General features: G+C 59.0%; 15 protein-coding genes and 1 pseudogene. 10 read left to right on the forward strand and 6 right to left on the reverse strand.

Annotation, left to right across the window (positions count from 1 at the left end; all coding sequences use genetic code 11):
* Positions 1-248: 248 nt before the first annotated feature.
* Positions 249-1,067, reverse strand: coding sequence for a response regulator (locus G7064_RS01475; protein WP_166072157.1), 819 nt, complete (start codon positions 1,065-1,067; stop codon positions 249-251).
* Complete coding sequence (locus G7064_RS01480) at positions 1,025-4,513, reverse strand: two-component regulator propeller domain-containing protein (RefSeq protein ID WP_166072158.1); 3,489 nt, start codon at positions 4,511-4,513, stop codon at positions 1,025-1,027. Before G7064_RS01480 ends, G7064_RS01475 begins: the two co-directional genes overlap by 43 nt.
* A gap of 299 nt (positions 4,514-4,812) precedes the next feature.
* Here G7064_RS01480 and G7064_RS01485 point away from each other — a divergent pair, with 299 nt between their 5' ends.
* The 8 genes and pseudogenes from G7064_RS01485 to G7064_RS01515 all read left to right on the forward strand — a co-directional run bounded on the left by G7064_RS01485 (position 4,813) and on the right by G7064_RS01515 (position 12,546).
* Positions 4,813-5,835 carry a glycoside hydrolase family 43 protein gene (locus tag G7064_RS01485; protein WP_166072159.1) on the forward strand — a complete coding sequence of 341 codons (1,023 nt, stop codon included), beginning with the start codon at positions 4,813-4,815 and terminating at the stop codon, positions 5,833-5,835.
* A gap of 12 nt (positions 5,836-5,847) precedes the next feature.
* The gene (locus tag G7064_RS01490; RefSeq protein WP_205711157.1) at positions 5,848-7,233 is read left to right on the forward strand and encodes a glycoside hydrolase family 35 protein; all 1,386 of its coding nucleotides are present in this window, start codon (positions 5,848-5,850) and stop codon (positions 7,231-7,233) included.
* Positions 7,230-7,718, forward strand: coding sequence for a hypothetical protein (locus G7064_RS21845; protein ID WP_205711158.1), 489 nt, complete (start codon positions 7,230-7,232; stop codon positions 7,716-7,718). Before G7064_RS01490 ends, G7064_RS21845 begins: the two co-directional genes overlap by 4 nt.
* 218 nt (positions 7,719-7,936) lie before the next feature.
* Positions 7,937-9,019, forward strand: coding sequence for a family 43 glycosylhydrolase (locus G7064_RS01495; protein ID WP_166072160.1), 1,083 nt, complete (start codon positions 7,937-7,939; stop codon positions 9,017-9,019).
* Positions 9,020-9,104: 85 nt separating this feature from the next.
* On the forward strand, positions 9,105-10,265 hold the full coding sequence (locus G7064_RS01500) for a glycoside hydrolase family 88 protein (RefSeq protein ID WP_166072161.1): 1,161 nt from the start codon (positions 9,105-9,107) through the stop codon (positions 10,263-10,265).
* A 193-nt stretch (positions 10,266-10,458) separates the two neighbouring features.
* A pseudogene (locus G7064_RS22090) lies at positions 10,459-11,801 on the forward strand (BNR repeat-containing protein).
* Positions 11,802-11,940: 139 nt separating this feature from the next.
* On the forward strand, positions 11,941-12,120 hold the full coding sequence (locus G7064_RS01510; RefSeq protein ID WP_166072162.1) for a hypothetical protein: 180 nt from the start codon (positions 11,941-11,943) through the stop codon (positions 12,118-12,120).
* Positions 12,121-12,213: 93 nt separating this feature from the next.
* Positions 12,214-12,546 carry an amidohydrolase family protein gene (locus G7064_RS01515; RefSeq protein ID WP_166072163.1) on the forward strand — a complete coding sequence of 111 codons (333 nt, stop codon included), beginning with the start codon at positions 12,214-12,216 and terminating at the stop codon, positions 12,544-12,546.
* Positions 12,547-12,674: 128 nt separating this feature from the next.
* Here the strand turns inward: G7064_RS01515 and G7064_RS01520 are convergent, their stop codons facing one another.
* The 3 genes from G7064_RS01520 to G7064_RS01530 form a co-directional block, all read right to left on the reverse strand.
* On the reverse strand, positions 12,675-14,252 hold the full coding sequence (locus G7064_RS01520; protein ID WP_166072164.1) for a RagB/SusD family nutrient uptake outer membrane protein: 1,578 nt from the start codon (positions 14,250-14,252) through the stop codon (positions 12,675-12,677).
* Between the two features lie 29 nt (positions 14,253-14,281).
* Positions 14,282-17,395, reverse strand: coding sequence for a SusC/RagA family TonB-linked outer membrane protein (locus tag G7064_RS01525; protein ID WP_166072165.1), 3,114 nt, complete (start codon positions 17,393-17,395; stop codon positions 14,282-14,284).
* Between the two features lie 860 nt (positions 17,396-18,255).
* The gene (locus G7064_RS01530; protein ID WP_166072166.1) at positions 18,256-18,579 is read right to left on the reverse strand and encodes a thioredoxin; all 324 of its coding nucleotides are present in this window, start codon (positions 18,577-18,579) and stop codon (positions 18,256-18,258) included.
* A 233-nt stretch (positions 18,580-18,812) separates the two neighbouring features.
* On the opposite strand from G7064_RS01530, the gene G7064_RS01535 reads away from it, so the two are divergent.
* Both G7064_RS01535 and G7064_RS01540 read left to right on the forward strand, forming a co-directional pair.
* Positions 18,813-20,426, forward strand: a complete 1,614-nt coding sequence (locus G7064_RS01535) for a PAS domain-containing sensor histidine kinase (protein WP_166072167.1) — start codon at positions 18,813-18,815, stop codon at positions 20,424-20,426.
* Positions 20,404-21,462 (forward strand): response regulator, encoded by a 1,059-nt coding sequence (locus G7064_RS01540; protein WP_133272926.1) that lies wholly within the window; start codon positions 20,404-20,406, stop codon positions 21,460-21,462. The genes G7064_RS01535 and G7064_RS01540 overlap by 23 nt, the downstream gene beginning before the upstream one ends.
* Before the next feature lie 14 nt (positions 21,463-21,476).
* Here G7064_RS01540 and G7064_RS01545 read toward each other — a convergent pair whose 3' ends face one another.
* Positions 21,477-22,112 carry an LON peptidase substrate-binding domain-containing protein gene (locus G7064_RS01545; protein WP_166072168.1) on the reverse strand — a complete coding sequence of 212 codons (636 nt, stop codon included), beginning with the start codon at positions 22,110-22,112 and terminating at the stop codon, positions 21,477-21,479.
* Between the last annotated feature and the right edge of the window lie 4 nt (positions 22,113-22,116).

The raw sequence follows: 22,116 nt of genomic DNA on the forward strand, positions 1-22,116 counted from the left end.
TAGTTTATACGGTATACAGCAGGCGAGAAGCATAGGGCCGAAAAAGCCCCCCGGCCGAGCCCAGCAAGCTAAAGCAAACCTAACAAAATCGTCCCGGAGGGTGGGGGGCTTGTTAGGATATAACAGGGGCCGTACTCATCACAGAAAAGTACTCTCCGATTAGGCGATGAAGGCCACAGGCATCATAATTACTTTGTTTAAAGCTAGATACAAGAGTCAAGGCGTATCCGCTCTCCGTCAGCCATACCTTAGCCCTGATTAGGCGCGGTAGCGGCTTCCCGGCTTTGTCGGTGTTGTTTGGCGTATTCGGAAGGTGATAGCACGTATATCTTTTGGAAAGCTTTGCGGAAGTATTTCGCATCCTCGATGCCTACCTGAAAAGCTACTTCGGACACCCGCATCTGGGTTTGGGCCAGTAGCTGAGCCGCACGCTTCATCCGCACATCCCGGATAAATTCCACCGCCGTCTGGCCGGTAATGCTTTTGATGCGGCGGTAGAAAACGGATTGGCTCATGCCAACTTCCCGCACCAGCACCAGCACGCTGAACTCGGCGTCCTCTAAGTGCATTTCCACCACGCTCATGGCATTTTCCAAAAACTGGCGGTCGGCGTCGGCCACTACTATCTCGGTGGGCTCCAGCAGGATCTGCCGCTGGTAATACTCGAGCAGCTTGCGGCGGTTGCGCAGCATGGTGGCGGTCTTGGCCTGCAGCAGGGTCGGATTGAACGGCTTGCTCACGTAGTCGTCGGCGCCCATGCCCAGGCCTTCGAGCTCGTGGGTTTCGGCCGTGCGAGCGGTGAGCAGCAGCACCGGAATGTGCGCCGTTTTGGGATGCTGCTTAATTTTCTGACACAGTTCCAGGCCGTCGCTGCGCGGCATCATTACATCGCTAATAATGAAATCGGGCAGCTGGCTTACCGCTTTTTCCCAGCCTTCGACGCCATCTTCCGCCGTGCTAACGTCATATTCCGCCTCAAAAAGTTGTTGCAGATACTGGCGCACCTCCTCATTGTCCTCGACAATCAGTAGCCGCGGTGGCCCGGCCGGAATCTCAGTGCCCGCCAAACTTGGGGGCTTTTTTCCAGCTGCTCGTCTCCGGGCAGGTCCTCCTCGTGGACGAGCACATCCTCTTCCTGTATATCATCGGGCCCCAGATGCTGGCGGCCGAAGGGCAGGCGCAGCTCAAAGGTGGTGCCCGCCCCCTCCCGGCTGGCTACCGATATGCGGCCCCCATGGCGCTCGGCAAATTGCTTGGCCAACGACAAGCCAATGCCCGTGCCCTTTATCCGCAGGGTGCTGGTATGACTGGCCTGATAGTACGGGTCGAAGATGAGGTCGAGCTCCGTGGCCTTGATGCCCACGCCCGTATCGGTCACATTTATTTTCAGGTAGTTACCCGTGAGCAGGCCGTTGCTAAACACCGCTTCGCCCCCTGGATTGCCGACAATAGTTGCCGATAGCTCCACCCGACCCTTGTCGGGGGTGTAGGTAAAGGCGTTGGCCAACAGGTTGGTGAGGATGATTTCCAGCTTGCTGCGGTCGAAATACAAAAAGATAGGCTCAGCAGGTACATCCAGTACATATTCAAGGGCGCGCTCCTGAGCTTTAAGCTGAAAGATGGAAAACAGGTCTGTTAGAAAGCGAACCGCGTCGCTGTAGCTGGCGCGCAGGGGTACGTTGCCCGTTTCCACCTTGCGAAAATCGAGGAGCTGATTTACCAAATCGAGCAGCTTACGAGCTTGTTTCTGCATGAGCTGCACCTTGGGACGCAGGTCCGCCACGGGGCCGGGGCTATTGATAATTTCCTCCATAGGCCCCAAAATGAGCGTGAGAGGGGTGCGCAACTCGTGGGAGACATTAGTGAAAAACCCGAGCTTCAGGTCAGTGAGCTCTTTCTCCTTTTCGGCCTGAAAGTGCTCCAAGCGCAGCTTATTCTGGAGCTCCTGCTGGCTCATCTCAAAGCGGCGATACAGCGCCACGAAACCCAGCGCCACGAGCCCGTACAGCACATAGGCCCACCACGTTCGCCACCAGGGGGCCAGCACCTCAAAGCGCATGGTGGCGTAGCGCTTGGTCCACACGCCTTCCCCATTGTTGGCTTTAATGTGCAGGGTATAGGTGCCCGCCGGCAGGTTAGCGAAGCTGGCCGTGCGTTGCCCGGGTGCGGGGTGTACCCAGTCTTGGTTGTAGCCCACCAATTGGTAGGCGTAGCGGTTTTTCTGGGGGTTGGCGTAGTTAAGAGCCACGAATTCCACCGCAAAGTCGTTCTCAGCATCGCGGATGGTGATCGTCTGGGGAGCCGACAGGGCCTGCCGCAGCAACACGCGGCCGTTCAGCGTGTCGCCTACGGCCACGGGCTTGTTGCTGACCCGCAGGCCCGTAATCTGCACCACTGGGGGAAAGGGATTGGCTTGAATTTCCTGAGGCTGGAAATAGTTGATGCCGTTGATACCCCCAAAATAGAGCGTTCCATCCTGGGCACGGGCCGCGGAGCCAATCTTGAAGGCGTTGCTTTGCAGCCCGTCGGCCACGTCATAGCGCAGGTGCTGCCCCGTACTTGGCGTAAAGCGATAAAGCCCCGTGCCCCCGATCCAGAGGTTGCCTGCATCATCAGCCAAGATGCTTTCTACGTCGCTTTCCGGCAGCTTTTGATCATAATAATGCATGGTTTCGCGCCCCTTCGCATCGGTACGCAGCTGGTGCAGCCCCCCGCCAATGGTACCGATCCATAGCGAACCCTGCTCATCCAGCAGCAGGGGCCATACATAGTTGACGCGTAAGCTGTTGGGGCGCTGGGGAGCATATTGGTATTGGGCCAGCACCAGCAGGGAGTCACCCCGAATGCGGAGCTTGAGCAATCCAGCGTCGCGGGTGCTGGCCCACATTACGTCGCGCTGGGAATCGAACAGCAAAAACGTAAACTGATCCGTCGGCAGTGCGCTGTTGTTGGTGTGGTAAGTACCCAAGTGCTGGCCGGTAGGGCTGAAGCGGTGCAGGCCCGTGGCAAAAGTGGCGGCCCATATCGTGCCGTCGCGGTCCTGAACAATGCGTTCGATGCTTTCTGCGCTTAGGTCGGTGCCATCGGCCAGTTTGGTGTAGGTAGTGAGCTTCTCGCGCCCCCCTGACTGCGAAAGAGTGACCAAGCCATCGGCACGTGTACCAAACCACAGCATCCCGTTCCGGGCTTGAAAAACCGCGGACACATCCACGCCGCGCGGGCTGCTTGCCTGCTGATTAAGGTAATGGTGGTAGGTCTGCTGACTTAAGTCATAGCTCGTCACGCCATTGCGGCTTCCAAACCACAGGGTGTTGCGAGCTTCGTCCTTGTAAATAGCATTGATATAGTTGTTCGACAACGCCCGCCGGCCAGTTAGCTGCTGACGGATCAGGCCGAAAGGCTTCTGGCGCAGGTCTACCTTATTTAGCCCCCCAGCCGAGGCGCACAGCCAGATAATCTGGTTGCGGTCCTCAAAAATTTGGTGAATGCGCTCGGAGTTAATGCTGAACGACTCATCATCCTGGGGCAGAAACAAGGTAGGTGCGACAGAGCGCAGCGGTGGCGCCCCGGCGCTGACCACGCCCGCCTGCCACACATACAACCCGTAGATGGTTCCTACCCACAGCTGCCCCATGGAGTCGAGAAAAATGGACTGCAGAATTGGGAACTGCTGCGGAAGGGGATGCGTGTCAAGCTCCCGCATGGTGCGGCGGTTGGCCGCCGACACCCACAGCACCTGATGATCGGTGCCCAGCCACAGATCGCCGCGCCGGTCCAGGTGCAGGGCCCGGATGGGCGTCGTGGCCAGAGGGGTCGGCTGTACGGGTAAGGTCGCTTCGGTGGCGCGAATTACTTGTAGCCCAGCGTCCAAGGTGCCCACCCACACCTTTCCCTCCGTATCGATGGCCAACCCCGTTACGCGCGATAGGGACGGCCGGCCGCTGGCGTGCGGCGGCAGCTGTTGCAGCTTTCGTACCCGGCCCCGTCCATCGAAGGTGAGCACGAAAACACCTTCTTGGGTGGTTCCTACCCACAGTCGGCCCACGCTGTCCGAGGCCAAGGCCGTCACGTCCGATTGGGCTAATTGATGGGCCTGGGCCTGATAAGCGACGGGAACGTGGCGTTCGTCGAAGCTGAAAAAAGTGTCGTGCGCTGCATCGTAGAGGCTCAGCCCCGCCCGTTCCGTTCCTACCCACAGGCGCCCATCGGAGCCCACATAAACCACTTTGATGCGGTTGCCGGAAATGCCATTGCGGGGGTTGACGGGCAAGGAGTACTGCTTTAAGCTATAGCCATCGTAGCGGTCCAGGCCGCGGTTGGTACCTACCCAGATAAAGCCCGCCCGATCCTGCGTTACGGCCATCCCGTCGCTGTGCGACAACCCCTGGTCCACGGTCAGGTGCTCAAACCGAAAGTCCCGGGGGGCAATATTCTGGGCTGGACTGTGCTCCACCCGCAGTAGCCAGAGCAGAAGAACAGGAAGTATCCGCTTGAAAAGGAGAGGAGAGGGCACGAGGAGAGGAGCGTATTGTAGCGTGGGAGAGGAAAGCGAATAGGAGTGGGAGTGCGTGAGGGGCCGCTGCAGAGTCGGCCGGGCAGCCGAATTTAACAATTGCTCGGTATTCAAAGCTTACGCCGCGCCCTGTAGGCCATCCTAACCATTTTGCCCCCCCTTTTCAACCAAAACACCCCCGCAAGGCGGGGCAGGTCGTCAGTACTTTTAGTCTCTCTACCAGGCTTAACGCGGCGCTGCCCACCGCCCGGTCTTGGGCTGATACCCGCTGGGCCTCCTCCGTTTCATCCTTGCTCGTCATGCGCAACTGTTTCCTCGCTCTGCTTCCTCTGGCCTTCCTGCTGGCGACTCCTGACGCCCTAGCACAGCCTGCCCCAGTGGGGGCCACGCAGAAAAAGCCCCCCGCCCGCTACACTTCCTTCAGGCCGGGCGAGCTGTGGTACGACACGGAGGGCAACCTTATTAATGCCCACGGCGGGGGCATTTTGCTGGTAGGAAAAACCTACTATTGGTACGGGGAGAAACGCGCGCAGCACCAGGAGGAAGGCGTGAACGTGTATTCCTCGCCGGATCTTTACAACTGGAAGTACGAAGGCGTAGCCCTCACCCCGTCGTCAGATCCGGCACACGACATTGCCCAAGGCTGCTTGATGGAGCGGCCTAAGGTCATCTACAATAAGCGCACGGGCAAGTACGTGATGTGGTTTCACCTGGAGCTAAAAGACCAGGGCTACAAGGCGGCCCGCGCGGGCGTAGCGGTAGCCGACAAGCCCACCGGCCCGTTTCGGTATGTGAGCAGCTTTCGGCCCAACAACAACATGTCGCGCGATATGGGCCTGTATGTGGATGATGACGGCACGGCTTATCATATCTACTCCTCCCGCGAAAACTACGACCTGCGCCTAGCCCGCCTGGCCGACGACTACCTGACCCCAACCACGCAGGACTCGCTGCTCTTTGCTAACCACCGCGAAGCCCCAGCTTTATTCAAACGGGGGGACAAATACTACCTGATTACCAGCGGCTGCACCGGCTGGGCACCCAATGAGGCGTCGCTGCACGTAGCCAGCTCTCTGTTCGGCCCCTGGCAACTGCTGGGCGACCCCATGATTGGCCCCAACGCCAAACTCACTTTCGGCGGGCAGTCCACGTTTGTGCTGCCGGTAGCAGGTGAGCGGGGGGCTTTTATTTTCATGGCCGACCGCTGGAACCCCAAGGATCTGAAAGACAGCCGTTACCTCTGGCTGCCTGTGCAGTTCAAGAACAACCAGCCCAGCATTAGCTGGCTGGAGCAGTGGAACCTGAGTTTTTTCAATCAATAACGATACGTCACTATGCGTAAGCACCTTCTGCGGGCTTTGCTACTAGGAGCGCTGACTTTAGCTGCGGCTTCCACTCACGCGCAAACGCCCAAGCACACCTTCACGCTGGGCGACGAGAGCTTCCTGCTCGATGGCAAGCCGTTCCAGATGATTTCCGGCGAGCTGCACTACCCGCGCATTCCGCGGGAAGCGTGGCGCCACCGCATCCGCATGGCCAAGGCTATGGGCCTGAACACCATAGGTACCTATGTGTTCTGGAACGCCCACGAACCCGAGCCCGGCAAGTTCGATTTTGCGGGTAATCATGACATTGCCGCCTTTGTGAAGATTGCCCAGGAAGAGGGTATGTGGGTGGTGCTGCGGCCGAGCCCCTACGTGTGCGCGGAGTGGGAGTTTGGTGGCTATCCATACTGGCTGCAGAAGGATAAAAGCCTCGTGGTCCGCAGCAAAGACCCCAACTACCTGGCCGCCTACGGCCGCTACCTGAAGGAGGTAGCCAAGCAGTTGGCGCCCCTGCAAGTCAACCACGGCGGCCCCGTGCTGATGGTACAGGTGGAAAATGAGTACGGTTTTTACGCCAGCGACAAGGACTACCTGGCCCTGAACCGCAAGATGTTCGAGCAGGCGGGCTTTGATGGCCTGCTTTACACCTGCGACCCGGCCGAGAAAGTAAAAGAAGGCCACTTGCCCGGTTTGCTGCCCGCCGTGAACGGGCTGGACAAGCCCCAACAGGTCAAGCAGCTGGTGCGCACGTATCACGGCGGGAAGGGCCCATTCTATATTGCCGAGTGGTACCCGGCGTGGTTTGATTGGTGGGGCACGCCCCATCACACCGTGGCAGCCGAAAAATATGCCCCCCGCCTCGACTCGGTGCTGGCGGCCGGCATCTCTATCAACATGTACATGTTTCACGGGGGCACCACCCGCGGCTTTATGAATGGGGCCAACTACAAAGGCGAAGGCACCCGCTTCGAGCCCCAGATCAGCAGCTACGATTACGACGCGCCCCTCGATGAGGCCGGCAACGCCACGCCCAAGTTCCTGTCGTTCCGCAGCGTTATTGAAAAGCACCTGCCGAAAGGCACGACGCTGCCCCCAGTGCCCGCGGCCAAGCCCGCAATACGCATTCCAACAATCAGCCTGAATAAGATAACTACCCTGACGGCGGCGCTGCCCAAGGCCGTGGTCAGCCCTAAGCCCCAAACCTTTGAAGACCTGAACCAGGATTATGGATTCGTGCTGTATCGCACCCAGGTACCCGGTGGCCGCAAGGGTACGTTAAAAATTAAGGACCTGCGCGACTACGGCGTCGTGCTGGTGAACGGGCAGCGCGTGGCTACCCTGGACCGCCGCCTGGAGCAGGATCAGGTGGAGCTAAATTTGCCCCCGGCCGCGTGACGCTGGAGATTTTGGTCGAAAACCTGGGCCGCCTCAACTTCGGCCCCTTTCTGAATCAGAACCGCAAGGGCATCACCGAGCAGGTCACTTTCGCGGGCACAGAACTCACTGGCTGGCAGCACTTCCGCTTGCCGTTCAACGACATTTCTACCGTCGCTCAGGCCCCGGCGGCTAAGTCGGCTGCGCCGGGAAATGGACCCGTATTGCGCCGCGGCTCATTTACCCTGGACAAAACCGCGGACACCTACTTTGATATGAGTCAGTGGGGGAAAGGGTGCGTATGGATCAACGGCCGCCACCTGGGCCGCTACTGGGAAATTGGTCCCCAACAAACCCTGTACGTGCCTGCCGAGTGGCTAAAAAAGGGTGCCAATGAAGTTGTGGTGCTGGAGTTATTGAAGCCCCAGCAGGCCACGCTGAGCGGCGTGGAGAAGCCTATTCTCGACGTAGTGCGGACGACCGGGACCGCCCCGAAACCCAACTAACCTAGTTGCTCCAACCAATAACCGGGAAAGTAAAAGGCTGCCCGGTGCGGCTCATCGACAGCAAGCCAGCATTTTTTCGCGCATGGCTGTCGGCTATTACAAAGATTCACCTAAGCAGCTTTCCTAATGAGGGAGCTGACGGCAACGCAACGGGCGGTACCAACCGGAGCAGGGCATAAGCACGTCTTTCCTTCGTGGTGGGAGAGGAGGACGTGCTTATGAAGCTATCCTGCTTCACTTCTGAGGAAGGAGAAACTCGGCAGGCGTGGGAACCTGCCGAGGCACTGGAGGGTACCGCCCGGTTGCGGTTTTTAAACAACGTAGTATCTATGCGCCATTTTATTCTGCTTCTGCTGTGCTGCTGGGTTGGCGTGTCCAGCCTCGCGCAACGGGCACCGACCGACACCCTGCACGCCCCGCCCACCGCGCTGCCTGGCTTATTCGCCGACCCGCATATTGCCGCATTTGGCACCACCTACTATCTGTACCCCACCACCGACGGTATTCCGGGCTGGGGGGCTTTTTCGTTTACGTGCTGGTCCTCGAAGGACTTGGTAACGTGGAAAAACGAGGGAGTGATTCTGGACTTGCCCCGCGACCTGACCTGGGCTGCGAAGAATGCCTGGGCGCCGGCCATCGCCGAAAAGAACGGCAAGTTTTACTATTACTATTCCGCCGCCCAGAGCATTGGCGTGGCCGTGGCCGACCAGCCCACGGGCCCCTTCAAAGACCCGCTGGGCAAGCCCCTAATTGCCAAAGCTCAATTCAAGGGCCAGATGATTGACCCGATGGTACTACTAGATGACGATGGCTCGGCATACTTGTATTTCGGGCAGGGCCAGGGACATGTGGTGAAGCTCAACCCCGACATGATTTCCTTTGACCCTGCGGCCGTCGTCGACTTCAAGCCGCCGGGCTACAACGAGGGTGCTTTCGCCTTCAAGCGCCAGGGCCAATACTACCTCATGTGGAGCGAGTACGACACCCGCGACCCGCGCTATTCCGTGGCTTACGCCACGGCCAGCTCGCCCATGGGGCCATTTACGAAGGCCGCGCAAAATCCGGTGCTGAAGGGCCGGGGCGTGGTGAAAGGCGCGGGTCATCACTCCGTACTGCAAGTGCCCGGCACCGACCAGTGGGTGATTGCCTATCACCGCTTCCGTATTCCGGACGGCAATGGCTTCAACCGCGAAACCTGTATTTCGCCCCTGCGCTTCGACGCCCAAGGGCATATCTTGCCAGTTGATGTGTTTGAGCCCGTGGGCAAAACGGTAATTCGGAAAAAGCCCCCCAGAAAATAAAAGCGGAATTCTGGCGCCCATTGTGCGTTTGAGCCCCCGACCTAAACCAGCCGAAAGCAGTCGATTTCTCTTAGTCCCAAGCTTTATGCCCCCCTACAAACATTTGCTAAGTGCCGCCTTCCTGGCCATCGGAACGGGGCTGCTAAGCGCCGGCTGCGCCACTTCCAATACCCGTGCGCAAGCGGCCCAGCCCCAGAAAGAGGAGGTGGTGGCTTTCATCACGAAGGTAAACGACCACTGGCAGGCCACGCATCCGCCCCAGGTGTGGTCGTTCTGGGACGCGGCTGCCTACCAAACGGGCAATATGGCCGCATACGCCGTGACCAAAAATGAGAAGTACCGCCAGTACGCCGAAGCCTGGGCCGAGCATAATGAGTGGAAGGGCGCTACCTCCGACGACAAGGCTACCTGGAAATATAAGTACGGCGAAACAGCGGACCATGTGCTGTTTGGCGACTGGCAGATCTGCTTTCAGACTTATATCGACCTGTACAACCTAAAGCCTGAACCTCGGCGCATTGCCCGGGCCCGGGAGGTGATGGAGTACGAGATGAGCACCGACCGTTCCGACTACTGGTGGTGGGCCGACGGGCTCTACATGGTGATGCCGGTGATGACCAAGCTTTATAAAGTGACCAACAATCCGCAGTATCTGACGAAGCTGCACGAGTATTTCAGCTACGCCAACAGCATCATGCACGATCCCGAAACGGGGCTTTATTACCGCGACGCCAAGTACGTGTACCCCCAGCACAAGTCGGTGAACGGCAAAAAGGACTTCTGGGCCCGCGGCGACGGCTGGGTGCTGGCGGGTCTGGCCAAGGTGCTCCAGGATTTGCCCCCCGATGATCCGCACCGGGCCGACTACCTCAGCAAGTATCGTGGCCTCGCTGCGGCCATCAAACAGGCCCAGCGGCCCGAAGGCTACTGGACGCGCAGCCTGCTCGACCCGGAGCACGCGCCCGGCCCCGAAACCAGCGGCACGGCCTTCTATACTTACGGTCTGCTCTGGGGCATCAACCACGGCGTGCTGGATGAAAAGGACTACTTGCCCACTGTGCAGCGCGCCTGGCACTACCTCACCACCACAGCTTTGCAACCCGACGGCACCGTGGGCTACGTGCAGCCTATTGGCGAGAAAGCCATCCCCGGCCAGGTAGTCAACCAGAACTCGACGACCAATTTTGGGGTAGGGGCATTCCTGCTAGCCGCCAGCGAGATGTACCACTATCTGGATAAGAATTAACCCGCTCCTGGTTACTCGGCTTTTCAGGAAGTTGCGGGGGGGCTTTTTTACAGACCTGCCAAAAAGCCCCCGCCCTAATGTATGGACGTCATATGTCAGCTCTGGCCGGAAAGCATGCCGAGTCTCCGTTAGCCGTATTTCTCGTAAAGTTGACCGCTGGTTAGGGGAAGAGTAACCCGCTCCAAACGAATCTATGAAGGACTTACTTCGTGCCCGGGGCCGGTGGCTCCCCTTTCTATTTCTGCTCAGCGGCCTCTATCTGGAAAGCTCCCTTCCAATTGCCGCCCAGACGCCCGTGGGCTTGGGCTGGGCAAAAAACAACGTCAACGGGGCCATTTTTCGTAAAAACTCCGTCGTGAGTCACCAACGAGAGCAGTACACTGCCTACTACGATTCCCTAGGCTATGTGGTGCTGGCCAAGCGCCGCCTGCCCGCCGGACCCTGGCAGGTGCAGCGCACGCATTACCAAGGTAAGGTGCAGGATGCCCACAATGTCATCAGTTTGATGGTGGATGGGGCTGGCTACCTGCATCTATCTTTCGACCACCACGGCAATCCTCTGCGCTATTGCCGCAGCGTGCGGCCCGGCTCCCTGGAACTCACGCCCTTGCTGCCCATGGTTGGGAGGGGAGAGCAAAACGTGACTTACCCTGAGTTTCACCGCTTTCCCAGTGGCGACCTGCTCTTTCTCTACCGCGATGGTAGCTCCGGCAACGGCAACCTTGTGCTCAACCGCTACAGCCCCCGGACGCAGCGTTGGACGCGCGTACACGATGTGCTCATCAATGGGGAAGGCCAGCGCAATGCCTACTGGCAGGCCTGCATCGACCCGCGGGGGCAATTCATGTGTCGTGGGTGTGGCGCGAGTCGCCCAACGTGGCCTCCAACCACGATATGGCCTATGCCCGCTCTCTGGATGGCGGCCTGACCTGGCAGAAAAGCACCGGCGAAGCGTACCAGCTGCCCATCACGGCCGCCACCGCCGAATACGCCGCCCGCATTCCTCAGAACAGTGAGCTTATCAACCAAACCTCCATCACTACCGACGCGGCCGGCATACCCTACATTGCCACGTACTGGCGGCCCGCCGGCACCCAAGTGCCCCAGTATCACTTGATTTACTTGGATGGCTCGCAGTGGCGCACGGCGCAGGTAGGGCAGCGCACTACGCCCTTTAGCCTGAGCGGGGTAGGTACCAAGAAAATCCCGATTTCGCGCCCCCAGCTGCTGGTGGCAACAAGGCAGGGCACCACGGCGGCCTACCTGCTCTTCCGCGACGTGGAGCGCCAGGACCGCGCCGCCGTGGCCCAGTGCGCTGATCTGCGGCAAAACCAGTGGACTATCACTGACCTAACCACTACCTCCGTTGGCAATTGGGAGCCGAGCTATGATACCGAAGAGTGGCGCCGCCAGGGCATCCTGCACCTATTCGTGCAGCGCACGGGCCAGGGCGACGGCGAGACCCTGGAAAACCTGCCAGCTCAGCCCGTTATCATTCTCGAGTGGCAGCCCCCAACCCGCCGGGGGGCAAAATAATTGGCTCCGCAGCCGCGACCATCCCAGGCAAGGCAGCGGTGAACTCAACGGCTTAAAGCTCTACTAAGGGAAAGCAGAACATAGTCATTTTCGGACGCGAGGCGGAAGCAGTACGCGGGCACACACGGGCAAAGCCATTGTGACCACGCCGCCGGAAGTAATCCGGGCGGCGACGGCTGCAGCCCACGCGCAAGGGAAGCCTGTATTTGCTCACCCCACCGACAATACGGGGGTAGCTGCGGCCGTCGCCGGCGGGGTAGACGTGCCAGTGCACGTCGCGCCCGAAGACCGCAAGAATTGGTCCCCTGCCCTTATTTAAGCCCTGCGCGCGCAGCACGTAGCCCTAATTCCTACGCTTAAGCTCTACCACTGGGAATTAGAGCGCACCGGCCACGCCCCGGCGAACCATCCCTTGTTGCTCACGGCGGTGGAGCAGTTGCGTACGTACGCCGCTGTTGGGGGGCAAATTCTGTTCGGGACGGACGTGGGCTTTATGTCGGACTACTCACCGGCCCAGGAGTATAAGCTGCTGGCTCAGGCCGGGCTGTCGTTTGCGCAGATTCTGGCCGCGTTAACTACCAACCCCGCCCAGCGCTTTGGGCTAAGCCAGCAAACCGGTACCATTGCCGTGGGCAAACGGGCGGATCTGGTGCTGCTGACGGCAGATCCGGCCGTTAACATCGAGCACCTGACGAAGGTGGCCTATACCATTAGCAAAGGCCGCATCATTTACCAAAGTAAGTAAGCCAAAAGGACCAGAACCGCGGCCGGCACGGGCGTGGTCGTATTCCATAATCATCCATAAAAAAGCCCCCAACGGCCGCGAATAGCGGCCTGGGGGGCTTTTTTATAGCTTGTTAGCCGATGCTAAGCTTAGTAACCCGGGTTCTGGACGAGCTGGGCGTCGCTGTTCAAGTCAATAGAGGTCTGAGGGATGGGCAGCAGTACGTTCTTGGCCGTCAGGCCAGTGACGGAGGCCCCGTTCAGGCGCTGGGTGCGCTCAATCAGGGTGCCCGTGCGCATGAGGGTCAGGCGGCGCTGCTCCTCGCCAATCAGCTCGCGGGCCCGCTCATCCAGAATGAGGTTGAGAGTGACCTCGCCGGCCGTGATCTGGGCGGCGCGGGCCCGGGTGCGCAGCACGTTGAGGCTAGCGGCGGCCCCGGCGGTGTTGCCTTGCTTGAACTGGGCCTCGGCCAGCAACAGGTAGGTTTCGCCCAAGCGCATCATGGTCAGGTCCTTGATGGTGCCAAAGCCGAAGGTATCGGAGGGGTCAAACTGGTTCCACTTAGTGGTGTAGGGCGTGATGTTGAAGATGGTATCCGAGCCCCGCAGGCCCGTGACGGGCCGACCAAAGAGGGCCGTTTGGGCCGGGTCGTTGTAGTAAAACCGGCGCTTGAGGTTGTACTTGGAGTTGCGGATATCCTCCGGCGAATACAGGCGGTAGTCCACCCAGTTGCTCAGGCGCAGGCGGCCCAGGCCACGGCCCCCCAAGGAGTCGGCCAGGGCCATGCCCCGGATGTTGTAGTAAGCGGGCACCCACATGCGGCGCTGCTGGGCACTGGTGGTGCCCCCAGGCACGAGCAGCTGCTGCTCAATTCCCCAGATCAGCTCCGTGTTGCCCTGGCTGCGGCGTTGGTTGCCGATGATGAACATGTCGGCAAAGTAGTCGCCGGGCGCGCTGGCCCGCACCCCGTAGCGGGCCGTGATGAGCCGGTACTGCCCACTGGCGATGAGCTCCTGCAGCACCTTCTCGGCCAGCGCGGGCTGGCCCGCGCGCAGGTACACCTCGCCGAGCAAGTGCTGGGCCGCGCCCCGGGTGATGCGACCAGAGGCGGCCCGGCTGGCGATAAACATGTTGGGAATGGCCGTAGTCAAGTCATTGATGATAAAAGCGTTGACATCAGCCACCGGCGTGCGGGTGAAATCGGTGCGCGGGGCCGTAATGGCCTGCTCAATCAGCGGCACATCGCCCCAGAGCGTCGCCAGGAAGTTGTAGGCGTAGGCCCGGAAGAAGCGCGCCTCCCCGCTGATGCGGTTTTTGTAGCCCTGGCGCAGGGTGGCCGGGGCCGTTTCTGCCGCCTGAATAATCTGGTTGGCGTTGTTGATGGTGCGGTAGGCCCAACTCCACATCACGGCGCTGGCCTGGTCTTGGGCGTTGAGCAGGCCGTAGTTGTAGTAAGGGATTTCCGCGCCCTGCACCTGGCCCGGAATGGCCACGTCGGTGCCCAGCTGCATCATGCCCAGCAAGCCCTGCTCGTCGGAGCGAGTGTACTGCTCGCGCACCACCGACTGCAGGCCAGCCATGGCCGACTCAAAGCCTAGGGAGTCCACGAGCACCGTTTGGGGGGTGTAAAGGGAGGCCGGATTTTCTTCCAGGTACTCATCTTTACACGAGCTGACCAGCTGGGAGGTAATGAGTAAGGCCGTAAGAGCTATCGTAAAACGTTTCATATATCGGAGTGCTAAGTCGGGTGGGAGGGTTAGCGCAACCCAATGTTGAGCCCAAACACGAAGGAGCGAACGGTCGGGAAGTTGGGGTTTTGGCCCGCGGTGCCGCTGTTGACGCTCGTGGTGGGACTGAAGTTGGTGGAGGAAGTAAGCAGGCTGACGGGGTTGTCGATGTTGCCCGTGCCGTTGCCCAACGTGTAGGTCTGCTCAGGGTCCCAGCCCACCCAGTCGGTCCAAGTATAAAGGTTGCGCCCGCTCACGTACACCGACAGGGTGCCCAGGCGCAGCTTATCCAGCAACGGAGCTGGGAAAGCGTAGTTCAGCGTTAAGTCCTTAAGGCGGGTGAAGCTGCCGTTGGTGGGGAAGCCGTAGCCGCGGGGATTGATGTAGCTCAGGCCAGGCCGGTCCTGACTCTGGTTTTGGGGCGTCCAGTAGCCGACCTCGCGCGGCACGTTCAGGCGGCCGCCCAAGTCCAGGAAGTTCAGGTTGTTGTTGTTCTTGAGAACGCCCTGCACGGTCTGGATAAACACCCGCAGGCTTATTCCCTTATAAGTAAAGGTGTTGGTAATGCCGCCTTGCCACTTGGGCAGGGTCGAGCCCAGGTACTTGCGGTCGAGAGTCGTGATTTGCCCGTCGCCGTTCAGATCTTCAAACTTGAGGTCGCCGGGCTTGGCCGTTGGGTCCAGGCCGGCTGGGTCCTCGCCCACCTGCCAGACGCCGGTTTTCACGTAGTCATACACGGCCCCCAGGGAGCGGCCGATGAAGAGGCGGTTGCCGATGTCATCGGCGTCGGTGTAGCCCAGGCTCAAGAGCTTGTTGCGGTTGCCCGAGGCGTTCAGGGTTGTTTCCCAAGTGAAATCGGGCGTCTGCACGTTGGCCGTGGTCAAGCTCATTTCTATGCCCCGGTTACGCACCGAGCCCACATTGTCGAGAATGGTGCCGTAGCCCGAGATAATCGGAATCTGGCGGTTCAACAGCAGGTCTTCGGTTTCGGCGTTGTAGTACTCCACGGTGCCCGTAATGCGGTTTTTCAGGACCCCAAAGTCCACGGCGTAGTTACTGCTGGTGGTTTGCTCCCACTTCAGCCGGGTGTTGCCGATGCGGTCGGCCCGCAGGCCCGTGGCCGCCACGCCTCCGTAGGCGTACTGCAGCAGGGCGTTGCCCGTAATGGTCTGGTAGGGGTTGATGCCCTCATTGCCCGTGGTGCCGTAGGAAAAGCGCAGCTTCAGCAAGTTCACCGCCGCCTGATCCTTCAAAAAAGCCTCGTTAGCTATGTTCCAGCCCAGGGCAATAGAGGGGAAGACGGCGTACTTGTCGGCGTCGGCCCCGAACACGGAGGAGCCGTCGCGCCGGGCCGTAACGGTGAGCAGGTAGCGGCTGTCGTAGTTGTAGTTCAGGCGGCCCATTTGCGAGACCAGGGTCCGCCGCTCGTTGAAGGAGCTAATGGTGGGCGCGTTGGCGCCCGAGCCGATGCTGTTGAAGCCGATCCGGTCATTGATAAAGCCGGTGGCCGTTTCGCTGGTCGTGAAATAGCGGTTCTGCTGGGCGCTGTAGAGGGCCGTCAGGTCGAAGTTATGCTTGCCGATGCTCTTGTTGTAGAACAGGATGTTCTCGACCGTGTAGTTCTGGCGCTCGTCGTTGATAAGCTGAGCGGTGCCGCGCAGATCCCCCGCGGGCCGGCCGGCATAGTTGGCGAAGCGGCCCGGCCGGTAGGAGTAGGTGCCGTTCACCCGGTACTTCAAGCCTTCCAAAAAGGTCGGCTCCACCTCGGCGTAGCCCGTGCCGGTGAGCTGATTGACCCGGTCCTCGCGCTGGGTGGTTAGCCCGAGCAAAGCGTTGTTCACCAGCTGCTCCGGGGGCTGCGGGAAAATGGTGTAGGTGCCGTCGGGATTGAAAGGCGTGCCGTAGGGGCTCAGCACCTGCGCCAGGCTGAGGCTGGCTCGGCCCCCGTCGTCGTTGGAGGTGGAGTAGAAGGCCGAAGTGCCAATGCGCAGCCAGGGCGTCAGGTTAGCATCGATGTTTGTGCGCAGGCTGATGCGCTGGAACTGGTAGCCCTTGATGATGCCGCGCTGCTTGAAGTAGTCGCCCGACACGAAGTACTTCACGTCCTCGGTGCCGCCCGAGATGGACGCGTTGTGGTTCTGAATGGAGCCCCGCTGGGAAATCAAATCCATCCAGTCGGTGGTTTTACCCGCCTCGTAGTTGGCCAGTTCCCCAGTGTTGGGCACGGGCGTAAGGTTAATGCCCCGCTGGCGGGTAAACTCCTGCCACTTCTCCGAGAAGGCCGGTCCGTCGAGCGGGTGGAGGTTGTTGACCATGTACTCGGGGCCGCCGTAGCCGTTGTAGCGAATCTGGGGCTTGCCGGTTTTGCCGCGCTTGGTGGTCACCAGAATGACCCCGTTGGAGCCCCGTGTTCCGTAGATGGCGGTGGAGGAGGCATCTTTCAGAATCTCAATGGAGGCAATGTCGTTGGGGTTGATGTCGTTGAGGTTACCCGGAAACGGCACCCCATCCACCACCAGGTAAGGGTTGGTGCCGGCCGTAATGGAGCGCACCCCCCGAATCTGAATGTTGGGCTGGCTGCCGGGCACGCTCGAGGGCGCCGTGATGGTGACGCCGGCCACCGCGCCCTGCAGGGCCTGGGCCACGTTCGAGATCGGAATTTTCTCCAGGCGGTCCGTGGGCACGGAAGCCACGGAGCCCGTTACATCCTCCCGCTTCTGGGTGCCGTAGCCTACCACCACCACTTCGCTTAGAGCCTGAGCATCGGGCCGGAGCTGCACGCTGATGCTGGTGCGGCCGCTAATGGGTATTTCCTGGGAGGTGTAGCCCACGAAGCTGACCACCAGGGTGCCGCCGGCGTTGGCCTCGGGCACGGTCAGCGTGAACTTGCCCTGGGTATCGGTGCCGGTGCCAATGGTGGTGCCCTTCACCACCACGGTCGCGCCGGGCAGGCCCTGGCCTTTCTCATCGGTGATGGTGCCGGTGATGGTCAGGTCGGGAGTGCGGGGGGCTTTTTCAGGGATGGTAGAGGAGGCGAGAGCCCACGCGGCGCCGTCTCGGGAAGCGGGGCTCGGGGCGCTGAAGGCGTCCGTCCCTTTGAGGGATAAGAGCGTACCGCACAGGAGTAGCCATTCTCGTTTCATAGAGTGAAGTTTGGCATTCCGGGGTGAACCGGAACAGGTGGGAAGATGAAGAAAGTGAAAGCCTACTTAGCTCGGTCAGTGGACTTCTCAATGGCAGGAAGAACCTAGCGTAGGCCCTGAAAAAGAAATCAGTAAATGCATTCCCTTTTCTGGGTTGACTAGGATAAAAGTAGCGCCGCAACATCGGGAAAAGGCGGGTTTATTTAGTCGAAATAGGGGGTGGAATTAAGCCAACGTAATCGTTTGATGCTATTTTAAACTACAGATTGACGTTTAGCATAAAGGGTATCCAAGGCACACTGCTTCCACTCGTACTCGTTACACTAGGGGCACTGACATAACTGTCCATCTACTCGGCCCAAGGCGCTTCAATCTGTCTCTCCACAGAGGGCTTGTGTATGTCGGCGTGCTGCTAGAAGTGGCCGTCGTCGGTACGGAAGTTTCTCAGGAGGAGCATGCGTAAGCACTTCAGTGCTGCGGGCAAGCTCAAATCGGTAGCTCCGATTTGAGCCCGCGAAGCTCTGACCTAAGCTAGAGCGGCAAACGTACATCGGCCTCCTTCCTTAGCTCAGTTAACCGATCGACGATAAGGTCATAAGAGCAGTCGGTAATTCCTCTCTGCTTTATGGTTAGGCACTAAGAATATAATTTATATAATGATCCACCCGAAAGCGGTGCAGACTGTCGCGAAGTATATGTTTTTATGATTCCGACCTTGAAACTAGCTACCAAAAAGAAGGGCATGGCCCCTGAAGAGTATCAATCTCCAGGGGCCATGCCCATAGTGTAATGACTAACTGCTTCTGCTTCCCAATAGTCTCCTGTTTTAGAGGAAAGTGAGGGCAGAGCGTAAAAGTGGTTTACTGCGCGTGCGCCGCTTCCAGCAGGGCAGAGAAAACGTCTTCATCTTCTGGCAGGCCGTGCTGCCGCCACAACTCCACTCCCTGTCGTACCAGCACGCAGGCGGGCAGTTCGGGCGTGCCGAAGCTGCGCACCACGGCCGGATGGCTGGCTTCGTCAATCCTGAGTACTCGTATTCCGGGACCAAGTCGCCCTTGCAGCGTGCGAATCGAGGCGTTGCTGTGTGTCCCGGACGAAGCTTCGCCCGCAGAAACCAGCGGCAGCAGCACCAGCAAAACGGCCGTGTCGGGCTGCAGCACAGGTGGGGGTGAAGAGGGGGACATGATGGGATATGTTAAATGTATGTCGTAAAATTAGCCTCGTGCCCTCCTGTTCCTCCATGAGGGTTGTCAAGTATCGTCTTGACATTTGTCACGTATCATTTCTACAGGCGATTTTTGACCACCTTTGACTGACTCCAGTTCCAGTCAACGCACTCCAAAATGATACCCTTGAGCGGCTGCGGGGGGCAAATTTTGCCCCCCGCAGCCGCCCTTCGCTTGCATTTTCTTTTACTATGCCAGACAACCCTTTTGCACTCGCCATAAATGATATTCTGCTCAATCGGGCTACCGAATTTGTAGGTGTTTATGACGCCACCGAGAAGCGATTCGCGCGAGTAAATCCGGCGGGAGTAAAGTTGTTAGGCTATAACTCAGAGGAGGAGCTATTAACTGAGCCCGCCCGCACGCTACTTACCCCCAGTTTTACGGAAGCTGAATGGACTGCCCTGCTTGCGAAAGCCCGGCAAAGCCACCGTCAGGAAGCCGAGGTGGAAATCAACCGGCCAGGAAGGAATTTGTTGCAGGCCCACATCGAGCTCACCTATTTTGAGGTGGCTGGCAAGCCGTATTATATGGTTCGTCTCACGGAGCAGAATCGCCTGCTGCAGGCCGAGCGCGAACTGGCCCAGAGCGTACGCCGTTTCGAGGCCGTATTTGCCAACGCCACCATCGGTATTGTCGTGTGCAATCGGAGTGGGACGATTATCTCGGCCAATCAGATGGCTCACCAGCAGTTCGACTATTCTGAGGGCGAGCTGGTTGGGCAGAAAATTGAAGCCCTAGTGCCAAATGCAGGTGGCCGCCGCCACGAGAATCTGCGCGAATCATTCAATGCTCAGCCCCAGGTACGCTCCATGGGCGCGCACCGGGGCGATTTGGAAGCGCTGCGTAAAGACGGGTCGGTATTTCCAGTAGAAGTGAGCCTCAGCTATTTTTACCTCGATGAGGAGCTGTTTGTGGTGTCCTACATTCTTGATATCACCTTCAAAAAGAACGCCCAGCAAGCCCTGATTTCGGAACGGCAGCGCGTGGAACGGCTCAACGCCGAGCTGGAGCAAAAGGTGGCCGACCGTACGCATGCGCTGCTGAGCACGCTGGAGCAGTTGGAGCAGCGTAAAGATGAGCTGGCAAAGGCTCTGGCCGCTGAGCAGGAGCTGGGTGAGCTAAAATCCCGTTTCGTATCCATGGCCTCGCACGAGTTTCGGACGCCGCTTACGGCCGTGCTTACCTCCGCTTCGCTTATTGAGAAGTACCCCACCACCGAGCAGCAGGATAAGCGTCTGCGCCACCTCGAGCGCATCCGCCAGTCGGTCAATCACTTGAATGATATTCTGGAGGAGTTCCTGTCGGTGGGGCGTATTGAGGAAGGCAGAGTGGAGGCCCGCCCCGCCCGCCTCATCTTGTCGGCGCTGCTGAATGATACCATTACCGATGTGCAGGGCTTGTTGAAGCCGGGACAAACCGTTATTCAGCAATTCAATTGCCCCGAGGCTGTCTGGCTCGATCCTTCGCTGCTGCGCAAAATTGTGGTGAATTTACTCTCGAACGCCATCAAATATTCTGGGCCAGATACTGTAGTCGAAATAGCAGCCGAGTGCGCCGGGGAGCAGCTCACGCTGGTGGTCCGGGACCACGGCGTAGGTATCTCGGCAGAAGATCAGGAGCACTTGTTTGAGCGGTTTTTTCGGGCTCGCAACGTAACGAACGTACCGGGCACCGGCCTGGGCCTGTATATTATTGCCAAGTATTTGGAGCTAATGAATGGCACCATTACCCTGCAGAGTACACTCGATGTAGGCACTACCGTCACTATTAAGATCCCTTATGAAAACCATTCTGCTGATTGAGGACAACGATTTCATTCGTGAGAACACCGCCGAGATTCTCGAAATGACCGGCTACAATGTTATCACGGCGGAAAATGGCAAGGTGGGGATAGAAAAAGCGCTGGAAACCAAGCCTGATCTGGTGGTGTGCGATATTATGATGCCCGTGCTGGATGGCTACGGCGTGCTGCACATTTTTAATCAGAATCCGCAGCTCTCGGGGGTGCCCTTTATCTTCCTGACGGCCAAAACAGAGCGCACCGACCTGCGCAAAGGCATGGAACTAGGAGCCGATGACTACCTGACCAAACCCTTCGATAGCAGCGAGTTGCTGAGTGCCATTGCTGGTCGTCTGAACCGTTTTCAGCACCTAAAGCCAGAGTATGATTTGCACGCTGGGGGGCTCGATGAGTTTTTGCACGATGCCCAGAAAACGGGCAGCCTCACCGCACTTTCCGCCGATCGGAAGCCGCATTCGATACCTCGCAAGCAGATTGTGTATGCTGAGGGAGACGAAGCTACGCGGCTATATTTTGTGCAGTCGGGGAGAGTGAAGACCAGCAAAACTACCGCCGCCGGCAAGGAGCTAATTACAGGTTTGTATCAGGCGGGGGACTTTTTTGGCTATAAAGCGCTCCTCGAGGGCACTGCCCACCACGACTCGGCGGTAGCCGTGGAAGATTCCGTTCTGCTTTACATTCCGGCCGACGACTTTACCCAGCTGGTGATGCGGAATCCGGAGGTAAGTCAGCAGTTTGTGCGCCTACTGGCGGGCCGGGTGCGCGAGCAAGAGGATCTGTTGCTTGACATGGCTTATAACTCCCTGCGCAAGCGCGTGGCCGATACGCTCCTGCGCCTGCACGAGCAGCAGCGCGCCATTAACCCCACCGACCCCCAGATTCAGCTGTCCCGCGATGACATGGCGGCCTTGATTGGCACGGCGCCCGAGTCATTGAGCCGCACGCTGAGCGAGTTTCGCCAGGATGGTATTATCGAGCTGACCAACAAATTTATTCGGGTGCAGCAGCCCGAAAAGCTGCGCCGCACCAACTGGTAAAGCCCCTGAACCCGTTAAAAATTCGGCGGCGTCAGGTTCTTGAAGTGCCCATTGAGGCGGGCGCGCTCCTTCAAACGCTCAGTTTCGAGGATGATAGGGAGCACGTTTTCGAGGTGCTCCAGCACCATCGATTGGCGCTCCAACTCGCTGGTGGCCTGCAATAGCTGGTACTCCTGCTCGGTGCTGAAGCCTAGGTTGTGAGCAATATCGTAAATGCGGTAGTTGGGGGGCAAATCCAGAAATATCTTGCGCAGGCCCAGCGTATCGTAAAGTTGGCGCACGTATTCATTGATGCGCACCTTCAGCGTAGGGTCTTCTTCGGGGTCGTCCTCAATCGTGTCAACCTGGCCAGCGGCGTAGAGCTTGCCGGGGGCTTCGCGGTAGAACTCGCGGATGCGAAATACCCCGATGCCCTTCGTTTTGATATCTAGCTCACCGCTGTCGTAGGCCTTTTCTACGCTTAGCAGGCGTACTTCAGTACCCAGCTCACTTACGCCATCGTTGAGATAAGGCGGGATGCCAAAGGTCAGGTCCGACTCGATGCAGTCGCGCACGAGCTGGCGGTAGCGCGGCTCGAAGATGTGCAGATTGAGCTTCTCGCCGGGAAATACCACGAGGTTCAACGGAAACAGAGGAAGGATACGGGGCATAGGA

The sequence above is a fragment of the Hymenobacter sp. HDW8 genome (genome assembly GCF_011305775.1).
In the GTDB taxonomy this organism is placed as follows: Bacteria; Bacteroidota; Bacteroidia; order Cytophagales; family Hymenobacteraceae; genus Hymenobacter; species Hymenobacter radiodurans.

Coding starts and splice junctions, on each gene's coding strand:
- G7064_RS01485 (WP_166072159.1), top strand. CDS start 4,813: ATGCGCAACTGTTTCCTCGCTCTGCTTCCTCTGGCCTTCCTGCTGGCG.
- G7064_RS01490 (WP_205711157.1), top strand. CDS start 5,848: ATGCGTAAGCACCTTCTGCGGGCTTTGCTACTAGGAGCGCTGACTTTA.
- G7064_RS01495 (WP_166072160.1), top strand. CDS start 7,937: ATGAAGCTATCCTGCTTCACTTCTGAGGAAGGAGAAACTCGGCAGGCG.
- G7064_RS01500 (WP_166072161.1), top strand. CDS start 9,105: ATGCCCCCCTACAAACATTTGCTAAGTGCCGCCTTCCTGGCCATCGGA.
- G7064_RS01520 (WP_166072164.1), bottom strand. CDS start 14,252: ATGAAACGTTTTACGATAGCTCTTACGGCCTTACTCATTACCTCCCAG.
- G7064_RS01525 (WP_166072165.1), bottom strand. CDS start 17,395: ATGAAACGAGAATGGCTACTCCTGTGCGGTACGCTCTTATCCCTCAAA.
- G7064_RS01530 (WP_166072166.1), bottom strand. CDS start 18,579: ATGTCCCCCTCTTCACCCCCACCTGTGCTGCAGCCCGACACGGCCGTT.
- G7064_RS01535 (WP_166072167.1), top strand. CDS start 18,813: ATGCCAGACAACCCTTTTGCACTCGCCATAAATGATATTCTGCTCAAT.
- G7064_RS01540 (WP_133272926.1), top strand. CDS start 20,404: ATGAAAACCATTCTGCTGATTGAGGACAACGATTTCATTCGTGAGAAC.
- G7064_RS01545 (WP_166072168.1), bottom strand. CDS start 22,112: ATGCCCCGTATCCTTCCTCTGTTTCCGTTGAACCTCGTGGTATTTCCC.